We start from the raw sequence: 15,036 nt of genomic DNA on the forward strand, positions 1-15,036 counted from the left end.
TCTCCCAGCTTCAATGAGAGGGGATTCGCTTGGCCGTCGTTATCGCCGCCACCCGTGAACGTCGCGAAGGCGAGACGCGCTGCGCCGTCACGCCTGAAACGGTCAAGAAGCTGATCGCGCTCGGCGCCGCCGTCTCGGTCGAGGCCGGGACCGGCCTGGGCTCGTCCATTCCCGACGCCGACTACGCCGCCGCCGGCGCCACGGTGAAGCCTGACACCCGCGCCGTGCTGGACGGCGCCGACGTCGTGCTGAAGGTGCGCGGCCCCACGGCCCAGGAAATCAGCGCGCTCAAGCCCGGTGCGATCGTGATCGCCATGCTGGACGCCTGGCGCGACAAGGCCACGGTCGAGGCCCTGAAGGGGGCGAACGCCACCGCCTTCGCCATGGAGTTCGTGCCCCGCATCACCCGCGCCCAGGTGATGGACGTCCTGTCGTCCCAGGCCAATCTGGCCGGCTACCGGGCGGTGATCGAGGCGGCCTACGCCTATGGCAAGGGCTTCCCGATGATGATGACGGCGGCCGGCACGGTCGCCGCCGCCAAATGTTTCGTCATGGGCGTGGGCGTCGCCGGGCTTCAGGCCATCGCCACGGCGCGGCGTCTGGGCGCCGTCGTCACCGCCACCGACGTCCGCCCCGCCACCAAGGAACAGGTCGAAAGCCTGGGCGCCAAATTCCTGGCCGTCGAGGACGAGGAGTTCAGGAACGCCCAGACCGCCGGCGGCTACGCCAAGGAGATGTCGGCGGAATATCAGGCCAAGCAGGCCGAACTGACCGCATCTCACATCGTCAAACAGGATGTGGTGATCACCACCGCCCTGATCCCCGGCCGCCCGGCGCCGCGGCTGCTGACGGCGGCCCATGTGGCCTCGATGAAGCCGGGCTCGGTCATCGTCGATCTGGCGGTCGAGGCGGGCGGAAACGTCGAGGGCTCGAAGCTCAACGAGGTCGTGACCACCGCGAACGGCGTCACCATCGTCGGCTGGTCCAACCTGCCCGGCCGCATCGCCGCCGACGCCAGCGCCCTGTACGCCCGCAATCTGACGGCCTTTGTGGGGCTGATGATCAAGGACGGGGCTCTGGCCGTGGATCTGGAGGACGAGATCCTGAAGGCGGCCGTTGTGACGCACGGCGGGGCCGTGGTGCATGAGGGGGTGAGGGGATGAAACTCTCTCAATGGATACGAGCGGGCATTTGGATTTTGGTCCTCGCCATGGCCACACAGAGCTTCTGGGAGCGGTGGTCGGATTTGAGAAGCACGCAGCCTGAAGCGTCCGTATGGATGTTTGCGGGGGAAGAAGCATTGCGGCTGGTGATTGGCGTTGTTGTTCTGGGGCTGGGGTTGATGCTGGTGCTTGCGGGGCAGGACGTTTTCGACCGGCTGACGAAGCCTCATTTGACAAAGATGCTCCCGTTTCTGGCCGCGGGCCTGACTGTAGCCGTGGCGGCGACTGCAGTCCTGATCTGGGTCGGATCAACATGGGCGCCGCTCGCCGTCGCGGTCTCTATCGGGCTCGCGGTCTATGCGGCGAAGGCCGCCGGGCTAGAGCCCAAGCAGACGCCTGACAATCTCCCTCGCGTGGAAGGCTGACTATGGAACACGTCGATCCCACTGTCTTCCGCCTGGCCATCTTCGTCCTGGCCATCTTCGTCGGCTATTATGTCGTCTGGAGCGTGACCCCGGCCCTGCACACGCCGCTGATGGCGGTGACCAATGCGGTGTCCAGCGTCATCATCGTCGGCGGCCTGATCGCGGCGGCGGCCGTGTCGGGCGATGCGACCGGCCCAAGCGCCTGGATCGCCAAGGGCGCGGGCGTGGCGGCCGTGACCCTGGCCAGCGTCAACATCTTCGGCGGCTTCATGGTCACCCGGCGGATGCTGGCCATGTACAAGAAGAAGGAGCGGCCGGCTCAGAAGGGCGCGGCATGATCGACCCCGCCCAGATCGCCATAACCGGCTCCTGGATCGCCACCGGCGTCGGTTTCGGCCTGTGGCTGTACGGCTGGTTCGGGACCAAGATCCCGATCAAACGCCAGCGGCTGCACGACTGCGGCATCGCCCTGGTGTTTTCGGCCATTCTGGTCCGGGTCGTGACCCAGGACCGGCAGCTGGGCGTTTTCGAATGGGCCCTGTTCTTCATCGGCCCCCTGTTCATCGCCGCCGCCCTGTGGCGGCTGGCGCGCACGTCTTGAGGGGAGGGGCGTGATGAACGCATCCTTGGCCGCGCTGGCCTACCTGGTTTCCGGCGTTCTGTTCATCCTGTCTCTGCGCGGCCTGTCCAGCCCCGAGACCAGCCGCCAGGGCAATACCTTCGGCATGATCGGCATGGCGCTGGCCATCGGCGTGACCCTGCTGACCCTCGGCGCCACGCGGGCCTTGGACCCCCTGACCCTGGGGCTGATCGCGGGCGGGGTCGTGGTCGGCGGCGGGATCGGCGCCCTGATCGCCCGGCGCGTCGCCATGACCGACATGCCCCAGCTGGTCGCCGCCTTCCACAGCCTGGTCGGCATGGCCGCCTGCCTGGTCGCCATCGGCGCCGTCTATGCGCCCGAAGCCTTCGGAATTCTGTCCGAGGACGGGACGGGCATCAAAACCCTGTCGATCGTCGAGCTCAGCCTGGGCGTCGCCATCGGCGCCATCACCTTCACCGGTTCGGTCATCGCCTTCGCCAAGCTGAACGGCAATATGTCGGGCGCGCCGATCCTGCTGCCGGCGCGGCACCTGATCAACGTCGGCCTGGGCCTGGCCCTGGTCTTCCTGATCGGGATTCTGATCGGCACGGGCGGCTCGGCCGTCTGGGCCTTCTGGGGCGTCTTCATCCTCAGCTTGGTGCTGGGCGCGACCCTGATCATCCCCATCGGCGGCGCCGACATGCCCGTGGTGGTGTCGATGCTGAACTCCTACTCCGGCTGGGCGGCGGCGGCCCTGGGCTTCACCCTGGAGAACATCGCCCTGATCATTACCGGCGCCCTGGTCGGCAGTTCCGGCGCGATCCTGAGCTACATCATGTGCAAGGGCATGAATCGCAGCTTCGTCAGCGTCATCCTGGGCGGTTTCGGCGGGGATGCGGCGATGGCCGGCGCGGGCGGGGCCAGGGAGACGCGGCCGGTCAAACAGGGCTCGGCCGAGGACGCCGCCTTCATCATGAAGAATGCGTCCAAGGTCATCATCGTGCCCGGCTACGGCATGGCCGTGGCCCAGGCCCAGCACGCCCTGCGCGAAATGGCCGACAAGCTGAAGGAGGAAGGGGTCGAGGTGAAATACGCCATCCACCCCGTCGCCGGCCGCATGCCGGGCCATATGAACGTCCTGCTGGCCGAGGCCAATGTCCCCTATGACGAGGTGTTCGAGCTGGAGGACATCAACGCCGAATTCGCCACCGCCGACGTCGCCTTCGTCATCGGCGCCAACGACGTCACCAACCCCGCCGCCAAGACCGACCCCCAGTCGCCCATCTTCGGCATGCCGATCCTGGACGTGGAGAAGGCCGGGACGGTGCTGTTCATCAAGCGCGGCATGGGCTCGGGCTATGCGGGGGTGGAGAACGAGCTCTTCTTCCGCGACAACACCATGATGCTGTTCGCCGACGCCAAGAAGATGGTTGAGGGGATCGTGAAGGGGCTTTGAGCGCCCGGCCGCTCAGTGCGGCGCCTGTCCATAGGCGTCGAACACCGGTTGCAAATGGCTCTGGTATCGCCGCCACGCTTCACGCGACGTCGTATAGAGCGGCCGGCGAACCTGGGCGAAGCTGGCGGTCGTGACGGCGCGTTTCGTCAGATGAAAATCCTTGAGACCGGGTCGGAGCGGCAGGCCCGCGTGCACCAAGATCCGCGCGATCCAAGGCTCGGGATCGACGACGAGGTCTTCATAGGGGACGGTCAGAATGCGATCCCCCAGAACCGCCGTCCAATGTGCGTGCAGCCGATCCTCGCCGATGAAATACCGACCCATGTCGGCCAGGGACAGGCTCCAGTCCACCCCTCGGGCGAACCGGGTGCGCAGGCAGGACCAGGCGACAGCGCCGGGGCTGCGACGGAGCCAGATGAAGCGCGCCTGGGGCAGGGCCTTGGCGATCAGACCCAGGTAGCGGCTGTGGTTCAGGGTCTTGTCCACCACCCGGCCATCTGGGCCGAACCGCTGATCCAACAGGTGGCGATAGGCGCGGCCGACCCCGGTCAGACCCGCCGCCCCCCGAGCCTGGACGAAGCCGCCGACGGCCTCGGGCGTGAAGCCGCGAACGGGCATGGCGGCGACGCCGAACAGGTTCAACTCCGCCCCATCCATGACCGCCTCGTGGCTGACCAGGATCTGCTCGACCAGGGTGGTGCCTGATCGCGGCAGACCCAGGACGAAGATCGCTCGGCCGTCGTCGTCCAGCCCGTCCGGCAGGCGCGCGTGAAAGTCAGCCGTCCAGCCTGAGACCACCGTCTCGACGAACCGGTCGGTGGCGTCCGCATCATAGGGGCGGTGCGGCTTCAAGATCGCGGCGGCCTGGGCGTAGGCGGCGAAGGCCCGATCAGCCTCGCCCCGATCGTGGAAGGCCTTCCCCAAGGCGTAGAAGGCGGTGCTGCGCGCCTCATCCGTTTCATTGCGCGCCGGTATAGCTTCGACGAGGGCGACCATGGCTTCGAAATCCGGATCATCGGCCTGAAAGGTCTTGGCTTCGGCGATCGCATGCCAGGACGGGGTGCTGGCGGCGGGCGAAGGAGCCAGCGCCACCGCGCGCCGAAGATCTAACATCGACTGTCCCGCATCGCCCAGCTGCGCACGACAGGTTCCCAGAAAATGCCAGGCGGCCGCGTCGGCGCCGCGCTCCTGGGTCAGATGAACACCCACCGTCTCGGCCTCCGTCAGACGCCCATGATGCGCCAGCATCTGCCCCAGCGCCAGCCAGGGTCCAGGCTGAGCGGGATCGACGGCGGCGAAGCGGCGCGCGGCGACCAGGGCCGCCTCGGCCTCGCCGATCATGGAAGCCAGCCGCGAAACGGCGCCCCACCCCTGGCCCAGAGGGGCGTCGGACTGAACTGCCTGAATCAACAGTGCGGCGCAGGCGTCCCGGTCCCGCGCCTTAAAGGCTTCAAGCGCCAGATTGACCCATTGAGCCGCCTGGTTTTTCGTCGCCGTCACCTCGTCTCCCAGCCCCCGGTATTCATCCGTCGCTCCGGTCAACGCCGGCGATAAACTTCACCTATCCCAGGCCGCCGAGGGGCGCTATGGGCGGGAAATGAGTTTTAAGACGACACGGTTCGAAGCCCTGGACTCCCTGCGCGGGGTGTGCGCCGTTCTGGTCGTCATGTTCCACATGCCGGTGGCCAGCCACTGGCGGACCTGGGATTTCATCCAGCACGCCTATCTGTTCGTCGATTATTTCTTCGTCCTCTCGGGCTTCGTCATCGCCCACGCCTATGCCGAGCGGCTGAAGACGGCGCAGGACGCGGGCCGGTTCATGGTGCGGCGGTTCGGGCGGATCTGGCCGATGCATGTGCTGATGCTGGCCGCCTTCATCGGGCTGGAGGTGGCGCGGCTCGTCTTCCATTTCGACGGGGCCGAGCCCTTTACGCGCGACCGGTCGGTGGAGGCGATCTTCACCAATCTGGCCCTGATCCAGGCCTGGCATGTCCATCCCTATCTGACCTGGAACGGGCCGTCGTGGACGCTCAGCGCCGAATGGGCCTGTTATCTGATCTTCGCCGGCCTGGTGCTGGTCGCACCCAAGCGATTCCGCTGGATCGGCCTGGTGCTGGCGGTCATTGGCGGGGTGCTGGTGGTCAGCTACGCCCGGCGTTGGATGAACACCACCTATGACTTCGCCGTGCCGCGCGCGGTCTACGGCTTCTTCCTGGGCTGTCTGCTCCAGGGCCTATGGCTGAACATCCCCCGCTTGAAGGGGCTGGCCGCCACGGGGCTGGAGGTCGCCGCCGTCGCGGCCGTCTGCCTCTTCGTGGCCTGGGCCCAGGGACCGGTGACGGTGGCCGTCACCGTGGTCTTCGTCGTTCTGGTCTGGGTGTTTGCGGGCGAGGAGGGACGGGTGTCGCGCCTGCTGGACCATCCGGCCCTGGTCACCCTGGGGCGCTGGTCCTTCTCCATCTATATGGTCCACATGTTCATCCTGACCGTGATGCTGATCATCGCGCGCAAGCTGGACTGGATGCCCGGCGGCAGGCGCGTCGATTTCGGCTCGGTCTGGCTGAACGACCTGTTCGCGCTCGGCCTGTTCGGCTTCATCGTCGGGGTCGCGGTGGTGGCGCACAATCACGTCGAACGCCCGGCCCAGCGGCTGATTGATCGCTGGACCAAGCCGAAAGCCGCCTGATGAAGACGGCCTGAGTTCAGGCCGCCATCCGCCATTCGGGCGCGTCCCACTCCGACCGGGCCTCGTCCCACAGCATGTCTTCGTCGGAATAGCGGCTGCTGGCGGCGGCGGAGATGACGTCCACCACCTGTTCCTCCAGCCGATCCCAGATGACGGCCAGGTCCGACGATCCGTCGGCTTCGCACGGCACGATGATGTAGCGGTTGGCGTTGACGGCCTTGTGGGCCAGGGGGGCGGTCGGTTGGAACTGAGCCATCTGATGATCTCCTGAAGCGGTCGGCCTCTTGTCGATGATTGTGTTATGGCGCACTGATGCGTCAGAAACGGACGTATCTTTCAGGAGCGACGGTGAGACACGACAAGGCGGCCATGGTGATCGACCTGGCGCGGCGCCTGGCCGCCAGCGCCGAGGGCCTGAGCCTGGACGAGATGGCGCGCGACATGGGCGTCAGCCGCCGCACCGCCGAGCGGATGCGCGACGCCGTCTTCATGCTGTTCCCGACGGTGGAGGAGGTGTCGGACCCGCCGTCGAAACGCTGGCGCATTCGCGGCGGCCTGTCGGCCTTCGAACAGGCGCCGACCGCGACCGAGATGCTGGAGCTGACCAAGGCCGCGGCGGCCCTGCGCGCGGCGGGCGAACCGGCGCGGGCGGCGGCGCTGGAGGCGCTCGAACGGAAACTCAAGGCGGCGATGCGCTCCACCACCTTGAACCGGATGGCGCCGGACCTGGAGGCCCTGGTCCGGGCCGAGACCATCGCCGTCCAGGCCGGGCCGCGCCCCTCGGCTGACGAGGCCATGCTGACCGCCATTCGCGGGGCCATATTGGCGCAACAGCCGCTGGGCTTCACCTATTCCCGGCCGGGCGCCGAGCCGCGCCGCCGCAGCGTCGCCCCTTGCGGGGTCATGTTCGGCCGCGCCAACTATCTGGTCGCCGCCGACCGCGAGACCGGCCGCATCCAGACCTTCCGTCTGGACCGGATGAGCCATGTCGCCGCTCAGGACGGGGTGGCGATCCCGCCGCCCGATTTCGACCTGGGCGTCTTCGCCAGCCAGTCCTTCGGCATCTATCAGGACGAGATCGAGGACGTGGTCCTGCGCATCGCCCCGCAAGGCGCGGCCGAGGCCAAGAGCTGGCGCTGGCACCCGACCCAGACCTTCGAGGACCAGGCGGACGGCGGCGTGATCGTGCGGTTCCGGGCGTCCGGCATGCGCGAACTGGCCTGGCACCTGTTCACCTGGGGCGAACAGGCGGTGATTCTGGCGCCCGAACGGCTGAAGGCGGTCATGGCCGGGGAACTGGCGGCGGCCGGACGCGCTCTGGACGCGGCCCGCGGATGAACAAGGCTTAAGGTGACGCTGTCGCCGGCCGTCGCTATGGCCGCCATGACCTATCGGAGAGCTTCATGCGTCTGAAGACGGCCCTCATCTGTGCAGGCTTGATCGGACTTTCGGCCGTCACAGCCTGCGCCTCGCCCACCGTCGTTGCGGTTCAAGCTCCGGTCACGGCCGAGGACGGCCGCGTGGCCGTCACCGTCCAGCGCGACGGTGACCGGTGGACCGCCGACTATGTGCTGGACCGCGACGCGCCGGTCTGGGCCTTCTTCCGGTCGGCCCTGCTGCGCGAGAGCCGCCGGCCCTGGCGGCCGGACTGGTGGCGGGTGGAGACGCCGGGCGTCGTGCTGGAGCGGGTGGGGGACTATGACGTGCTGCGCTCGACCGACGGCGGTCCTGTGCCGCGCGACGTGCGCATAGTCATGACGCCGCGCCCCGGCGATCTTGAGGCCGAATATGATCCGGCTCTCGTCTTTTCGGACGGCACGGTGGCGCTGTTTTCCGGCCAGTTCGACGTCATTCCGCTGGAGTCCGTCGCCGCCGCCCGCGCCCTGCCGCGCGATCTGAACGGCGTCGAGGTGCCGGGCGGCCCGGCGGCCGTGACCTGGCGCGACCGGTCCGGGCCGATCCTGTTCAAGGGCGAGCGCAAGCCGGAGGCGACCGCCGTGGACGCCCAGACCTATGTCCTGTTCGGCGACGCCACGACGCGCCGGGGCGACGGGATCACCACCGTCATCGACCCTGGTCTGCCGCGCTGGCTGGGCGACCAACTGGCCGGTTTCACGCCCCAGGTCATGGCCTATTACGCCCGCCGTCTGGGCCCGGCCCAGGGCGAGCCCCCGACCCTGATGGTCAGCTGGACCGGCCCGACCAAATCCCTGTCCAGCATGGGCGGCAGCGTCCTGCCGGGTCTGATCTCGATGAATTTTGAAGGCGAGGGGGTGCTGGACCCCGACGCCCAGGCCCTGGCCCGCGCCCGCTGGTTCATCGGCCATGAGGCGGCGCATTTCTGGCTGGGCTCGCAGGGGCTCAGATATCAGTACGCCCGCGAAGCCTGGATCACCGAGGGCGGCGCCGACCTGATGGCCGTGCGCGCCCTGAAGGCCATCGACCCCGTCTATGACGATCGGGCCGAGCTTCAGCGCGAGGTGGACGACTGCGTTCGGCTGGCGGCGGGCAGGCCCCTGGCCTCGGCGGGCGATCGGGGCGACAACCGCGCCTATTACGCCTGCGGCGCAGTGTTCGGCCTGGTCATCGAAGGGGCCGAGCGGCGCGCGGGCGGGGGAGACTTCTTCGACGTGGTGGCGGACTTCCAGCGGCGGGACAATGACGACGGGATCCTCAGCCGCGAGGAATGGCTGGGCGCCCTGACCCGCCTGTCGCGCGACCCGACCCTGGCCAACGACATCTCCACCCTGCTGGACCGGGGCGTGGCCGATCCGTCCGCCGTCATCGCCCGCCTGTTCCAGCGCACCGGCGTCGCCTTCCGCCTGGAGAACGGCCGGGTGGTGCTCAGTTGAAGGTTTGACGCGGATCAAGGCGGGACGGGCCCGGCGGGCGCATCCAGGCTCCGGAAACAAGGAGCATCGCCATGACCTATTCGAGCCTGATGGTCTATGTGGACGACGAGGCCGACAATGTCGCCCGGATTGGTTTTGCGCGCGATCTCGCGGTCGTCTTCGACGCGACCCTAATCGGCATATCCGTCAGCGAGCCGGAGCCGCCCCTGGTGGACGCCTATGTCGCCGGCGGCATGGCGGGCGAGATCCTGACCCTGCGGCGCGATCAGGCGGAAGGGGAGTTGGCTGCCGCCAAGACCCGCTTTCTGGACGCCCTGAAGGACACCGGCATCGCCCATGAATGGCGGGCCGAAACCGGCTATCCCGCCGCCTGCGTCGCGCACCAGGCGCGTGCGGCGGACCTGATCCTGATCGGCCGAGACGCCGGCCGTCTGCCCTATCGGGCTCCGGACGCGGGCGACCTGATCATGAATCTCGGTCGCCCTGTCCTGGTCGCTCCGCCGCGCGCCCAGGCCGCTCCGGTCGACGGCGTCGCCTTGGTGGCCTGGAAGGAGGGGCGCGAGGCCCAGCGCGCCGTCGCCGCCGCCCTGCCGCTGCTGAAACAGGCGCGCGAGGTCCAGGTGGTCGAAATCTGCGCCTCGGCCGACGCCGCGGCTGCGGCCGCCCGCGTCGCCGACGTCGCCGCCTGGCTGCGTCGACACGGGGTGGTCGCCGAGAGCGAGGCGCGGGTCCGCGACGAACGTCCCGCCGGCGACCGTATCCTGGCCCTGGTCGAACAGATGGGCGCCAATCTGATCGTGGCCGGCGCCTGGGGCCATTCGCGGATGCGCGAATGGGTCCTGGGCGGCGTCACCCAGGCCCTGCTGAACCGCAGCCAGTCCTGGCTGCTGTTCAGCCACTGAGGCTTCAGCGATTCTCGCGGGCGTGGAAGATGCGGGCGACGACGACGGCGTCCGCATCGACGCGGTATTGGACGACGTAGCCGCTGTCGCCGAAGGGGATGTAGAGGTGGCGTAGACCGTCCAGGTCGATCCCGATCATCGGTGTGTCCGCCAGCCGGCCTATGGATCTGGTGATGATATGGCCTGCTCGTCGGGCGGCGTTTGGATTGACGCCCCTCAGAAAGCCGATGACCCGTCGGCGATCCTGAACCGCATCGGGCGACAGCCTAATTTTCAAGCCTTGGCCTTCAGCATGGCCTCGATCTCAGCCTCGAAATCCGCCGCCCAGTCCTCGAAATCGACGAACTTGCCGGTGCGGTCATACTCAGCCAGCCGACGTTTGGCCTCAGTGGTGTCATAGGGCGTGGTCGGGGGCCAAGGCTCTGGGCTGTCCACGATGAAGGCGGCGTCCGTCTCTCGAACCTCGAAGTCGCCGGAAGCGGCGTCACGCCCGCTTGCGAGCGCTCGATCCAGAACCGCGACGGCATAGGCTTCCGGCTCCATGCCCGCCGCGCGCGCAGCGGCCTTGAGCCGCTCAAGCGCCTCTTCGGTCAGGGTAAGGGTCAGGACGTGATCGGCCATAACCGCATCATCTCACAACTATGAGTGGTTGTGAACTCATGTCGCGGCGAACGGATAGGGGCTGACCGACTTGGCCCAGTCGTCCACGGCCAGGGGCCGGTCGATGGGGGCGGCGGCGCGCTCGGCGCAGGGGTGGCGGTGACACAGGCGGCAGGCGGGGCCGATGGGGGTGACCTCGGGCCGCTCCAGATCCAGACCGTGGGCATAGGCCAGCCGGTGCGCATGGCGCAGTTCGCAGCCCAGGCCGACGGCCAGGTCTTGGGCCTCGCCATAGCCGTCCCGGCCCTGGCGTTCGACGGTGCGGGCGAAGGTGAACCAGCGGCCGCCAGCCTTCCCGTCCTGGGCGGGCGTCTCGATGATCTGGGTGATGATCCGGCCCGGCGTGCGAAAGGCGCTGTGCAGGCGCCAACGCGGACAGGCGCCGCCGAAGCGCGAGAAGGGAAAGGCGCCCGCCGCATAGCGTTTGGAGATATTGCCCGCCTGGTCCACCCGCATCAGGAAGAAGGGCACGCCCCGCGCCGTCGGCCGCGACAGGGTGGTCAGCCGGTGCGCCGCCTGTTCGTAGCTGACCCCGAACCGGGCCTGGAGCCGCGACAGGTCATAGCCGGTCTCCTCGGCCGTCCGCTGGAAGGCGGCGTAGGGCATCAGGATCGCGGCGGCCAGGGTGTTGGTCAGGGCCACCTTCAGCAGGGAGCGCGTCGGTCCGTCCGGGGCGTTCGCCGCCTGGACCATGTCGTGGAGCGCCTGTCCGTGCTCGGCCAGGGCCAGCTGATAGGCGATGGCGAAGGCGCGAGACGACGGGCCCAGGGTCTCGGACAGCAGCAGACGGCGGCGGTGCAGATCATAGCGCCTGGTCCATTCCACCATGACCTCGGCCGGCAGGGTGCGGACCCCCAGGTCGTGTTTAGCCGCCAGCCGCTGGCGGGCGGCGGGTTCGAAACCGTCGGCATGGGCCGGCGCCTCGGCCGCCAGAACCTCGGCCAGGGCCTCGCCCATCTGGTCCAGTTCGGGAAAGTGGTTGCCGCGCGACTGGATATATTCGCGCACCCATTCGGCGGGACTGGCCTCGACAAGGCCCTCGCCGGTCTCGGCGGCGGCGCGGGCCTTGGCGCGGCCGTCGTCAAAGGCCCGATACAGGCGCAGCAGGGCGTCGGCCACGCCCGGCGCCTCTTCCAGCACCTGCACCAGTTCGTGACGGGGCAGGGCCAGGCCCTTGAACAGGGGATCGGCCAGAACCTCGCTCAGCCGCGCCTCATCGACGGCCCCGCCCTGGTTCAGACTGCGCAGATCGACGTCATAGGTCTCGGCCAGACGCAGCAGCAGCTGGGCCGACACCGGTCGCTGATTGCGCTCTATGTGGTTGAGATAGCTGGGCGAAACCCCCAGGTCGGCGGCCATGGCCGTCTGGGTCAGGGAAAGGTCGCGCCTCAGCCGCTTCAGCCGGGCCCCCAGAAACAGCTTGCGATCAGCGGCGGTGTCCATAGCTGAAGACTGTCATATTATGACTAGTGACGTAAAGTCACGATGTGACAAACTGACTTCATTGATCGGCGCGGTCATGTGTCATTCGTGACTTCGGCGTGTTCTTGTCCCTGAGACGGCGGCTGCGGCCGCGCCCTTTCAGAAGACGAGTTCGACCATGACCACCTTCGCCGACCTGGTTCCTTCGCCCGCCGGCCGTTTCGACGGCATCGAGCGCCCCTATACGCCCGAAGACGTCCTGCGCCTGCGCGGCTCGGTGCCGATCACCCACACCCTGGCCGAGCGGGGCGCCAATCGCCTGTGGCAGCTGCTGCACGACGAGCCCTTCATCAACGCCCTGGGCGCCGTCACCGGCAACCAGGCCATGCAGATGGTGCGCGCCGGGCTGAAGGCCATCTATCTGTCGGGCTGGCAGGTCGCGGCCGACGCCAATACGGCCGGGGCCATGTATCCCGACCAGTCGCTGTACCCGGCCAACGCCGCGCCGGAACTGTGCCGCCGCATCAACCGCACCCTTCAGCGCGCCGACCAGATCGAGCATGCCGAGGGCGGCGCCAAGCGTGACTGGTTCGTCCCCATCGTCGCCGACGCCGAGGCCGGCTTCGGCGGGCCGCTGAACAGCTTCGAGATCATGAAGGCCTTCATCGAGGCGGGCGCGGCCGGCGTCCACTTCGAGGACCAGCTGGCGTCCGAAAAGAAGTGCGGCCACCTGGGCGGCAAGGTGCTGATCCCCACCCAGGCGCATGAGCGCAACCTGGTCGCGGCGCGTCTGGCCGCCGACGTCATGGGCACGCCGACCATCACGGTCGCCCGCACCGACGCCGAAAGCGCCCAGCTGATCACCTCGGACATCGACGAGCGCGACCAGCCCTTCATCGACCGCGACAACCGCACGCCGGAGGGCTTCTTCCGCCTGAAGGAAGGCACGGGTCTGGACCACTGCATCGCGCGCGGCCTGTCCTACGCCAACATCGCCGACCTGCTGTGGTGGGAGACCTCGCATCCGGATCTGGACGACGCCAAGAAGTTCGCGGAAGCCGTCCAGAAGAAATATCCGGGCAAGCTGATGGCCTACAACTGCTCGCCCTCCTTCAACTGGAAGGCCAAGCTGGACGACGCCACCATCGCCAAGTTCCAGCGCGAGCTGGGGGCCATGGGCTACAAGTTCCAGTTCGTGACCCTGGCCGGCTTCCACGCCCTGAACAACTCGATGTTCGAGCTGGCGGACGGCTATCGCGACAACGGCATGGCGGCCTATTCCGAGCTGCAACAGCGCGAGTTCGCCAATGAGGCGCGCGGCTACACCGCCACCCGCCACCAGCGCGAAGTCGGCACCGGCTATTTCGACCAGGTCGCCACGGTCATCTCCAACGGCACGTCCTCGACCACGGCGCTGAAGGACTCGACCGAGACCGCCCAGTTCACCCACGCGGCTTAAGAAAGGGAACCGCCATGGAACCTCTGACCCAAACCGAAGCCATCATCGACTTCTGCCTGGCGCCCCTGGCGCTCGACGCCGGGACCGAGGCCGAACGCGAGGTGCGCCGCCGCCTGACTCACGTCCTGCGGACCTATCAGGCCAAGGTCGCCAGGCCGATCGCCGTGGACTTCTCGTCCATGCCGTCCCAGGTGATCAACGAGGCCGCCCACGGCTACGAATAGGCCGCGCACCTACCGCAAAGACAAGAGGCCCGCCCCGATCGCTCGGGGCGGGCCTTTTTATCGGGTCGTATCGGCGGGGGCTGCGGGGGCTCAGCGAGCGCCCGACGGCGGGGGCGCGGACGCCTGGGCTGAGGCGGCCGTCGGCGTCGGGGTCAGGGTGACGGGCACCGGCGTCTGGGCCGGGGGCGGGGGCGTGCCGGTCTCTTCCGGGGCGCCGACGGTGATGGTGGTGTTCAGCACCGCCTGGGTGGTGCAGGTGGCCAGGTCGCGGGTGATGTGGCGGCCCAGGCAGAACATGTCCTCATAGCTGGGGCGCGAGGCCGCCAGGCACTGGAACAGCATCAGCTTGGACATGTTCAGGCAGAATTCGTTGTTCGGCTCCACCACCAGGGCGTCCGTATTGGCCCGCGCCTCTTCGCCGGCGGCGCCCAGGGCGGCCAGGGCGGCGATGGCCAGGGACCGCACGACCGGCGGCGTATAGGGCGGCGCCTTGCGCGACGCCTCGACCCCTTCCAGGCCCGAACCCGAGTTGGCGGCGGCGAACAGTTTGGCCGATTCATCCGCCGAGGGCAGCATGGCGGCCGCCGACAGGGTCTTGGCGGTTTCCAGTCGAACCTCGCGGTTGGGGATGTGGGTGACGGCCCAGCGGCGGCGCGGGTCGTTGCGCTCCTGGATCGTATAGGCGTCGGCCTCGACCGCCTCGGCGATGCCGCGAATGACGACCGCGTCCTTGGCGATGGTCGCCGAGATCAGGCCGGCGGCCGCATCGGCGCCGGGCAGGGTTGCGGCATAGGCCGGATCGGCGACGATGCGGGCGACCATCTCCTGGCGCTGGACCGGATCGACGGCGAACTGACGCACCCCGGCGACGAACTCGGGCGACTGAAGCGCGATGATCGAACCATAGGCGATCAGGCCGCGCGACAGCTGGGCGGGCTCAAAGGCGACGCCCTTGCGGATGGCGGCCTGAACCGCCTCGGCGTCGGTGAAGCCGCCCGGCTGGATGGTTTCGGCCTCGCGCAGGAAGGCCACATAGATGGAGGCGGCCTGGGCCACGCCCTCGTTCAGCGAGACGGGCGGGGGGGCGGGGCGAGGCGGCGCGGCCGGTTCGGCCTCTTTCGTCGAACAGCTGGCCAGAAGGGCGGCGGCGGCGATGGCGGCGATCGAAAGGCCGCGGGTCATGAAGGCCTTGGGCATAGGGCGCGTC

17 protein-coding genes are annotated in these 15,036 nt (G+C 68.4%); 11 read left to right on the top strand and 6 right to left on the bottom strand.

Features of this window, described 5'->3' with window-relative positions; translation table 11 throughout:
* Window positions 1-29: 29 nt before the first annotated feature.
* Genes JMT67_RS14275 through JMT67_RS14295 form a run of 5 tightly spaced genes read left to right on the top strand, consistent with a single transcriptional unit; the run spans window position 30 to window position 3,624 of the window.
* Entirely contained in the window at window positions 30-1,163 is a 1,134-nt protein-coding gene (locus JMT67_RS14275) for a Re/Si-specific NAD(P)(+) transhydrogenase subunit alpha (RefSeq protein WP_201463838.1), read from the top strand.
* Window positions 1,160-1,588: a hypothetical protein gene (locus JMT67_RS14280; RefSeq protein WP_152949761.1), complete on the top strand. Its 429-nt coding sequence runs from the start codon at window positions 1,160-1,162 to the stop codon at window positions 1,586-1,588. The genes JMT67_RS14275 and JMT67_RS14280 overlap by 4 nt, the downstream gene beginning before the upstream one ends.
* Before the next feature lie 2 nt (window positions 1,589-1,590).
* Window positions 1,591-1,926, top strand: a complete 336-nt coding sequence (locus tag JMT67_RS14285; protein WP_182714697.1) for an NAD(P) transhydrogenase subunit alpha — start codon at window positions 1,591-1,593, stop codon at window positions 1,924-1,926.
* A complete protein-coding gene (locus JMT67_RS14290) occupies window positions 1,923-2,189 on the top strand; it encodes a hypothetical protein (RefSeq protein ID WP_152949763.1) in 267 nt (88 codons plus the stop codon). Before JMT67_RS14285 ends, JMT67_RS14290 begins: the two co-directional genes overlap by 4 nt.
* 13 nt (window positions 2,190-2,202) lie before the next feature.
* Window positions 2,203-3,624: an NAD(P)(+) transhydrogenase (Re/Si-specific) subunit beta gene (locus JMT67_RS14295; RefSeq protein WP_201463839.1), complete on the top strand. Its 1,422-nt coding sequence runs from the start codon at window positions 2,203-2,205 to the stop codon at window positions 3,622-3,624.
* A 12-nt stretch (window positions 3,625-3,636) separates the two neighbouring features.
* Here JMT67_RS14295 and JMT67_RS14300 read toward each other — a convergent pair whose 3' ends face one another.
* Window positions 3,637-5,124 carry a tetratricopeptide repeat-containing sulfotransferase family protein gene (locus JMT67_RS14300; protein WP_201463840.1) on the bottom strand — a complete coding sequence of 496 codons (1,488 nt, stop codon included), beginning with the start codon at window positions 5,122-5,124 and terminating at the stop codon, window positions 3,637-3,639.
* 97 nt (window positions 5,125-5,221) lie between these two features.
* Between JMT67_RS14300 and JMT67_RS14305 the strand changes: the two genes are divergently transcribed.
* A complete protein-coding gene (locus tag JMT67_RS14305; RefSeq protein ID WP_201463841.1) occupies window positions 5,222-6,310 on the top strand; it encodes an acyltransferase family protein in 1,089 nt (362 codons plus the stop codon).
* A 16-nt stretch (window positions 6,311-6,326) separates the two neighbouring features.
* Here JMT67_RS14305 and JMT67_RS14310 read toward each other — a convergent pair whose 3' ends face one another.
* On the bottom strand, window positions 6,327-6,566 hold the full coding sequence (locus JMT67_RS14310; RefSeq protein WP_054765069.1) for a hypothetical protein: 240 nt from the start codon (window positions 6,564-6,566) through the stop codon (window positions 6,327-6,329).
* A gap of 92 nt (window positions 6,567-6,658) precedes the next feature.
* Between JMT67_RS14310 and JMT67_RS14315 the strand changes: the two genes are divergently transcribed.
* The 3 genes from JMT67_RS14315 (at window position 6,659) to JMT67_RS14325 (ending at window position 10,064) form a co-directional block, all read left to right on the top strand.
* Window positions 6,659-7,648: a helix-turn-helix transcriptional regulator gene (locus JMT67_RS14315; protein WP_054765070.1), complete on the top strand. Its 990-nt coding sequence runs from the start codon at window positions 6,659-6,661 to the stop codon at window positions 7,646-7,648.
* Window positions 7,649-7,713: 65 nt separating this feature from the next.
* Window positions 7,714-9,162: a hypothetical protein gene (locus JMT67_RS14320; protein ID WP_054765071.1), complete on the top strand. Its 1,449-nt coding sequence runs from the start codon at window positions 7,714-7,716 to the stop codon at window positions 9,160-9,162.
* A 71-nt stretch (window positions 9,163-9,233) separates the two neighbouring features.
* Window positions 9,234-10,064: a universal stress protein gene (locus JMT67_RS14325; RefSeq protein ID WP_201463842.1), complete on the top strand. Its 831-nt coding sequence runs from the start codon at window positions 9,234-9,236 to the stop codon at window positions 10,062-10,064.
* 4 nt (window positions 10,065-10,068) lie between these two features.
* Here JMT67_RS14325 and JMT67_RS14330 read toward each other — a convergent pair whose 3' ends face one another.
* From JMT67_RS14330 to JMT67_RS14340, 3 genes are read right to left on the bottom strand one after another with little or no spacing between them, the layout of a single operon-like run.
* The gene (locus JMT67_RS14330) at window positions 10,069-10,341 is read right to left on the bottom strand and encodes a type II toxin-antitoxin system RelE/ParE family toxin (protein WP_183217702.1); all 273 of its coding nucleotides are present in this window, start codon (window positions 10,339-10,341) and stop codon (window positions 10,069-10,071) included.
* Window positions 10,338-10,685 (bottom strand): hypothetical protein, encoded by a 348-nt coding sequence (locus JMT67_RS14335; protein ID WP_183217704.1) that lies wholly within the window; start codon window positions 10,683-10,685, stop codon window positions 10,338-10,340. Before JMT67_RS14335 ends, JMT67_RS14330 begins: the two co-directional genes overlap by 4 nt.
* Before the next feature lie 36 nt (window positions 10,686-10,721).
* On the bottom strand, window positions 10,722-12,167 hold the full coding sequence (locus JMT67_RS14340; RefSeq protein WP_201463843.1) for a helix-turn-helix domain-containing protein: 1,446 nt from the start codon (window positions 12,165-12,167) through the stop codon (window positions 10,722-10,724).
* 157 nt (window positions 12,168-12,324) lie between these two features.
* Between JMT67_RS14340 and aceA the strand changes: the two genes are divergently transcribed.
* Together aceA and JMT67_RS14350 are read left to right on the top strand one after the other, a co-directional pair.
* Window positions 12,325-13,605 carry an isocitrate lyase gene (aceA, locus tag JMT67_RS14345; RefSeq protein ID WP_054765076.1) on the top strand — a complete coding sequence of 427 codons (1,281 nt, stop codon included), beginning with the start codon at window positions 12,325-12,327 and terminating at the stop codon, window positions 13,603-13,605.
* A gap of 14 nt (window positions 13,606-13,619) precedes the next feature.
* Window positions 13,620-13,829 carry a hypothetical protein gene (locus JMT67_RS14350; protein WP_054765077.1) on the top strand — a complete coding sequence of 70 codons (210 nt, stop codon included), beginning with the start codon at window positions 13,620-13,622 and terminating at the stop codon, window positions 13,827-13,829.
* A 90-nt stretch (window positions 13,830-13,919) separates the two neighbouring features.
* Here JMT67_RS14350 and JMT67_RS14355 read toward each other — a convergent pair whose 3' ends face one another.
* A complete protein-coding gene (locus JMT67_RS14355; protein ID WP_201463844.1) occupies window positions 13,920-15,026 on the bottom strand; it encodes a hypothetical protein in 1,107 nt (368 codons plus the stop codon).
* Window positions 15,027-15,036 lie beyond the last annotated feature (10 nt).

The sequence above is a fragment of the Brevundimonas aurantiaca genome (genome assembly GCF_904830995.1).
GTDB lineage: Bacteria > Pseudomonadota > Alphaproteobacteria > Caulobacterales > Caulobacteraceae > Brevundimonas > Brevundimonas aurantiaca.

Bases quoted from the DNA above. Each gene is read 5' to 3' on its own strand.
- JMT67_RS14280 (WP_152949761.1), top strand. From the start codon at position 1,160: ATGAAACTCTCTCAATGGATACGAGCGGGCATTTGGATTTTGGTCCTC.
- JMT67_RS14285 (WP_182714697.1), top strand. From the start codon at position 1,591: ATGGAACACGTCGATCCCACTGTCTTCCGCCTGGCCATCTTCGTCCTG.
- JMT67_RS14290 (WP_152949763.1), top strand. From the start codon at position 1,923: ATGATCGACCCCGCCCAGATCGCCATAACCGGCTCCTGGATCGCCACC.
- JMT67_RS14295 (WP_201463839.1), top strand. From the start codon at position 2,203: ATGAACGCATCCTTGGCCGCGCTGGCCTACCTGGTTTCCGGCGTTCTG.
- JMT67_RS14305 (WP_201463841.1), top strand. From the start codon at position 5,222: ATGAGTTTTAAGACGACACGGTTCGAAGCCCTGGACTCCCTGCGCGGG.
- JMT67_RS14310 (WP_054765069.1), bottom strand. From the start codon at position 6,566: ATGGCTCAGTTCCAACCGACCGCCCCCCTGGCCCACAAGGCCGTCAAC.
- JMT67_RS14320 (WP_054765071.1), top strand. From the start codon at position 7,714: ATGCGTCTGAAGACGGCCCTCATCTGTGCAGGCTTGATCGGACTTTCG.
- JMT67_RS14325 (WP_201463842.1), top strand. From the start codon at position 9,234: ATGACCTATTCGAGCCTGATGGTCTATGTGGACGACGAGGCCGACAAT.
- JMT67_RS14335 (WP_183217704.1), bottom strand. From the start codon at position 10,685: ATGGCCGATCACGTCCTGACCCTTACCCTGACCGAAGAGGCGCTTGAG.
- JMT67_RS14340 (WP_201463843.1), bottom strand. From the start codon at position 12,167: ATGGACACCGCCGCTGATCGCAAGCTGTTTCTGGGGGCCCGGCTGAAG.
- aceA (WP_054765076.1), top strand. From the start codon at position 12,325: ATGACCACCTTCGCCGACCTGGTTCCTTCGCCCGCCGGCCGTTTCGAC.
- JMT67_RS14350 (WP_054765077.1), top strand. From the start codon at position 13,620: ATGGAACCTCTGACCCAAACCGAAGCCATCATCGACTTCTGCCTGGCG.
- JMT67_RS14355 (WP_201463844.1), bottom strand. From the start codon at position 15,026: ATGCCCAAGGCCTTCATGACCCGCGGCCTTTCGATCGCCGCCATCGCC.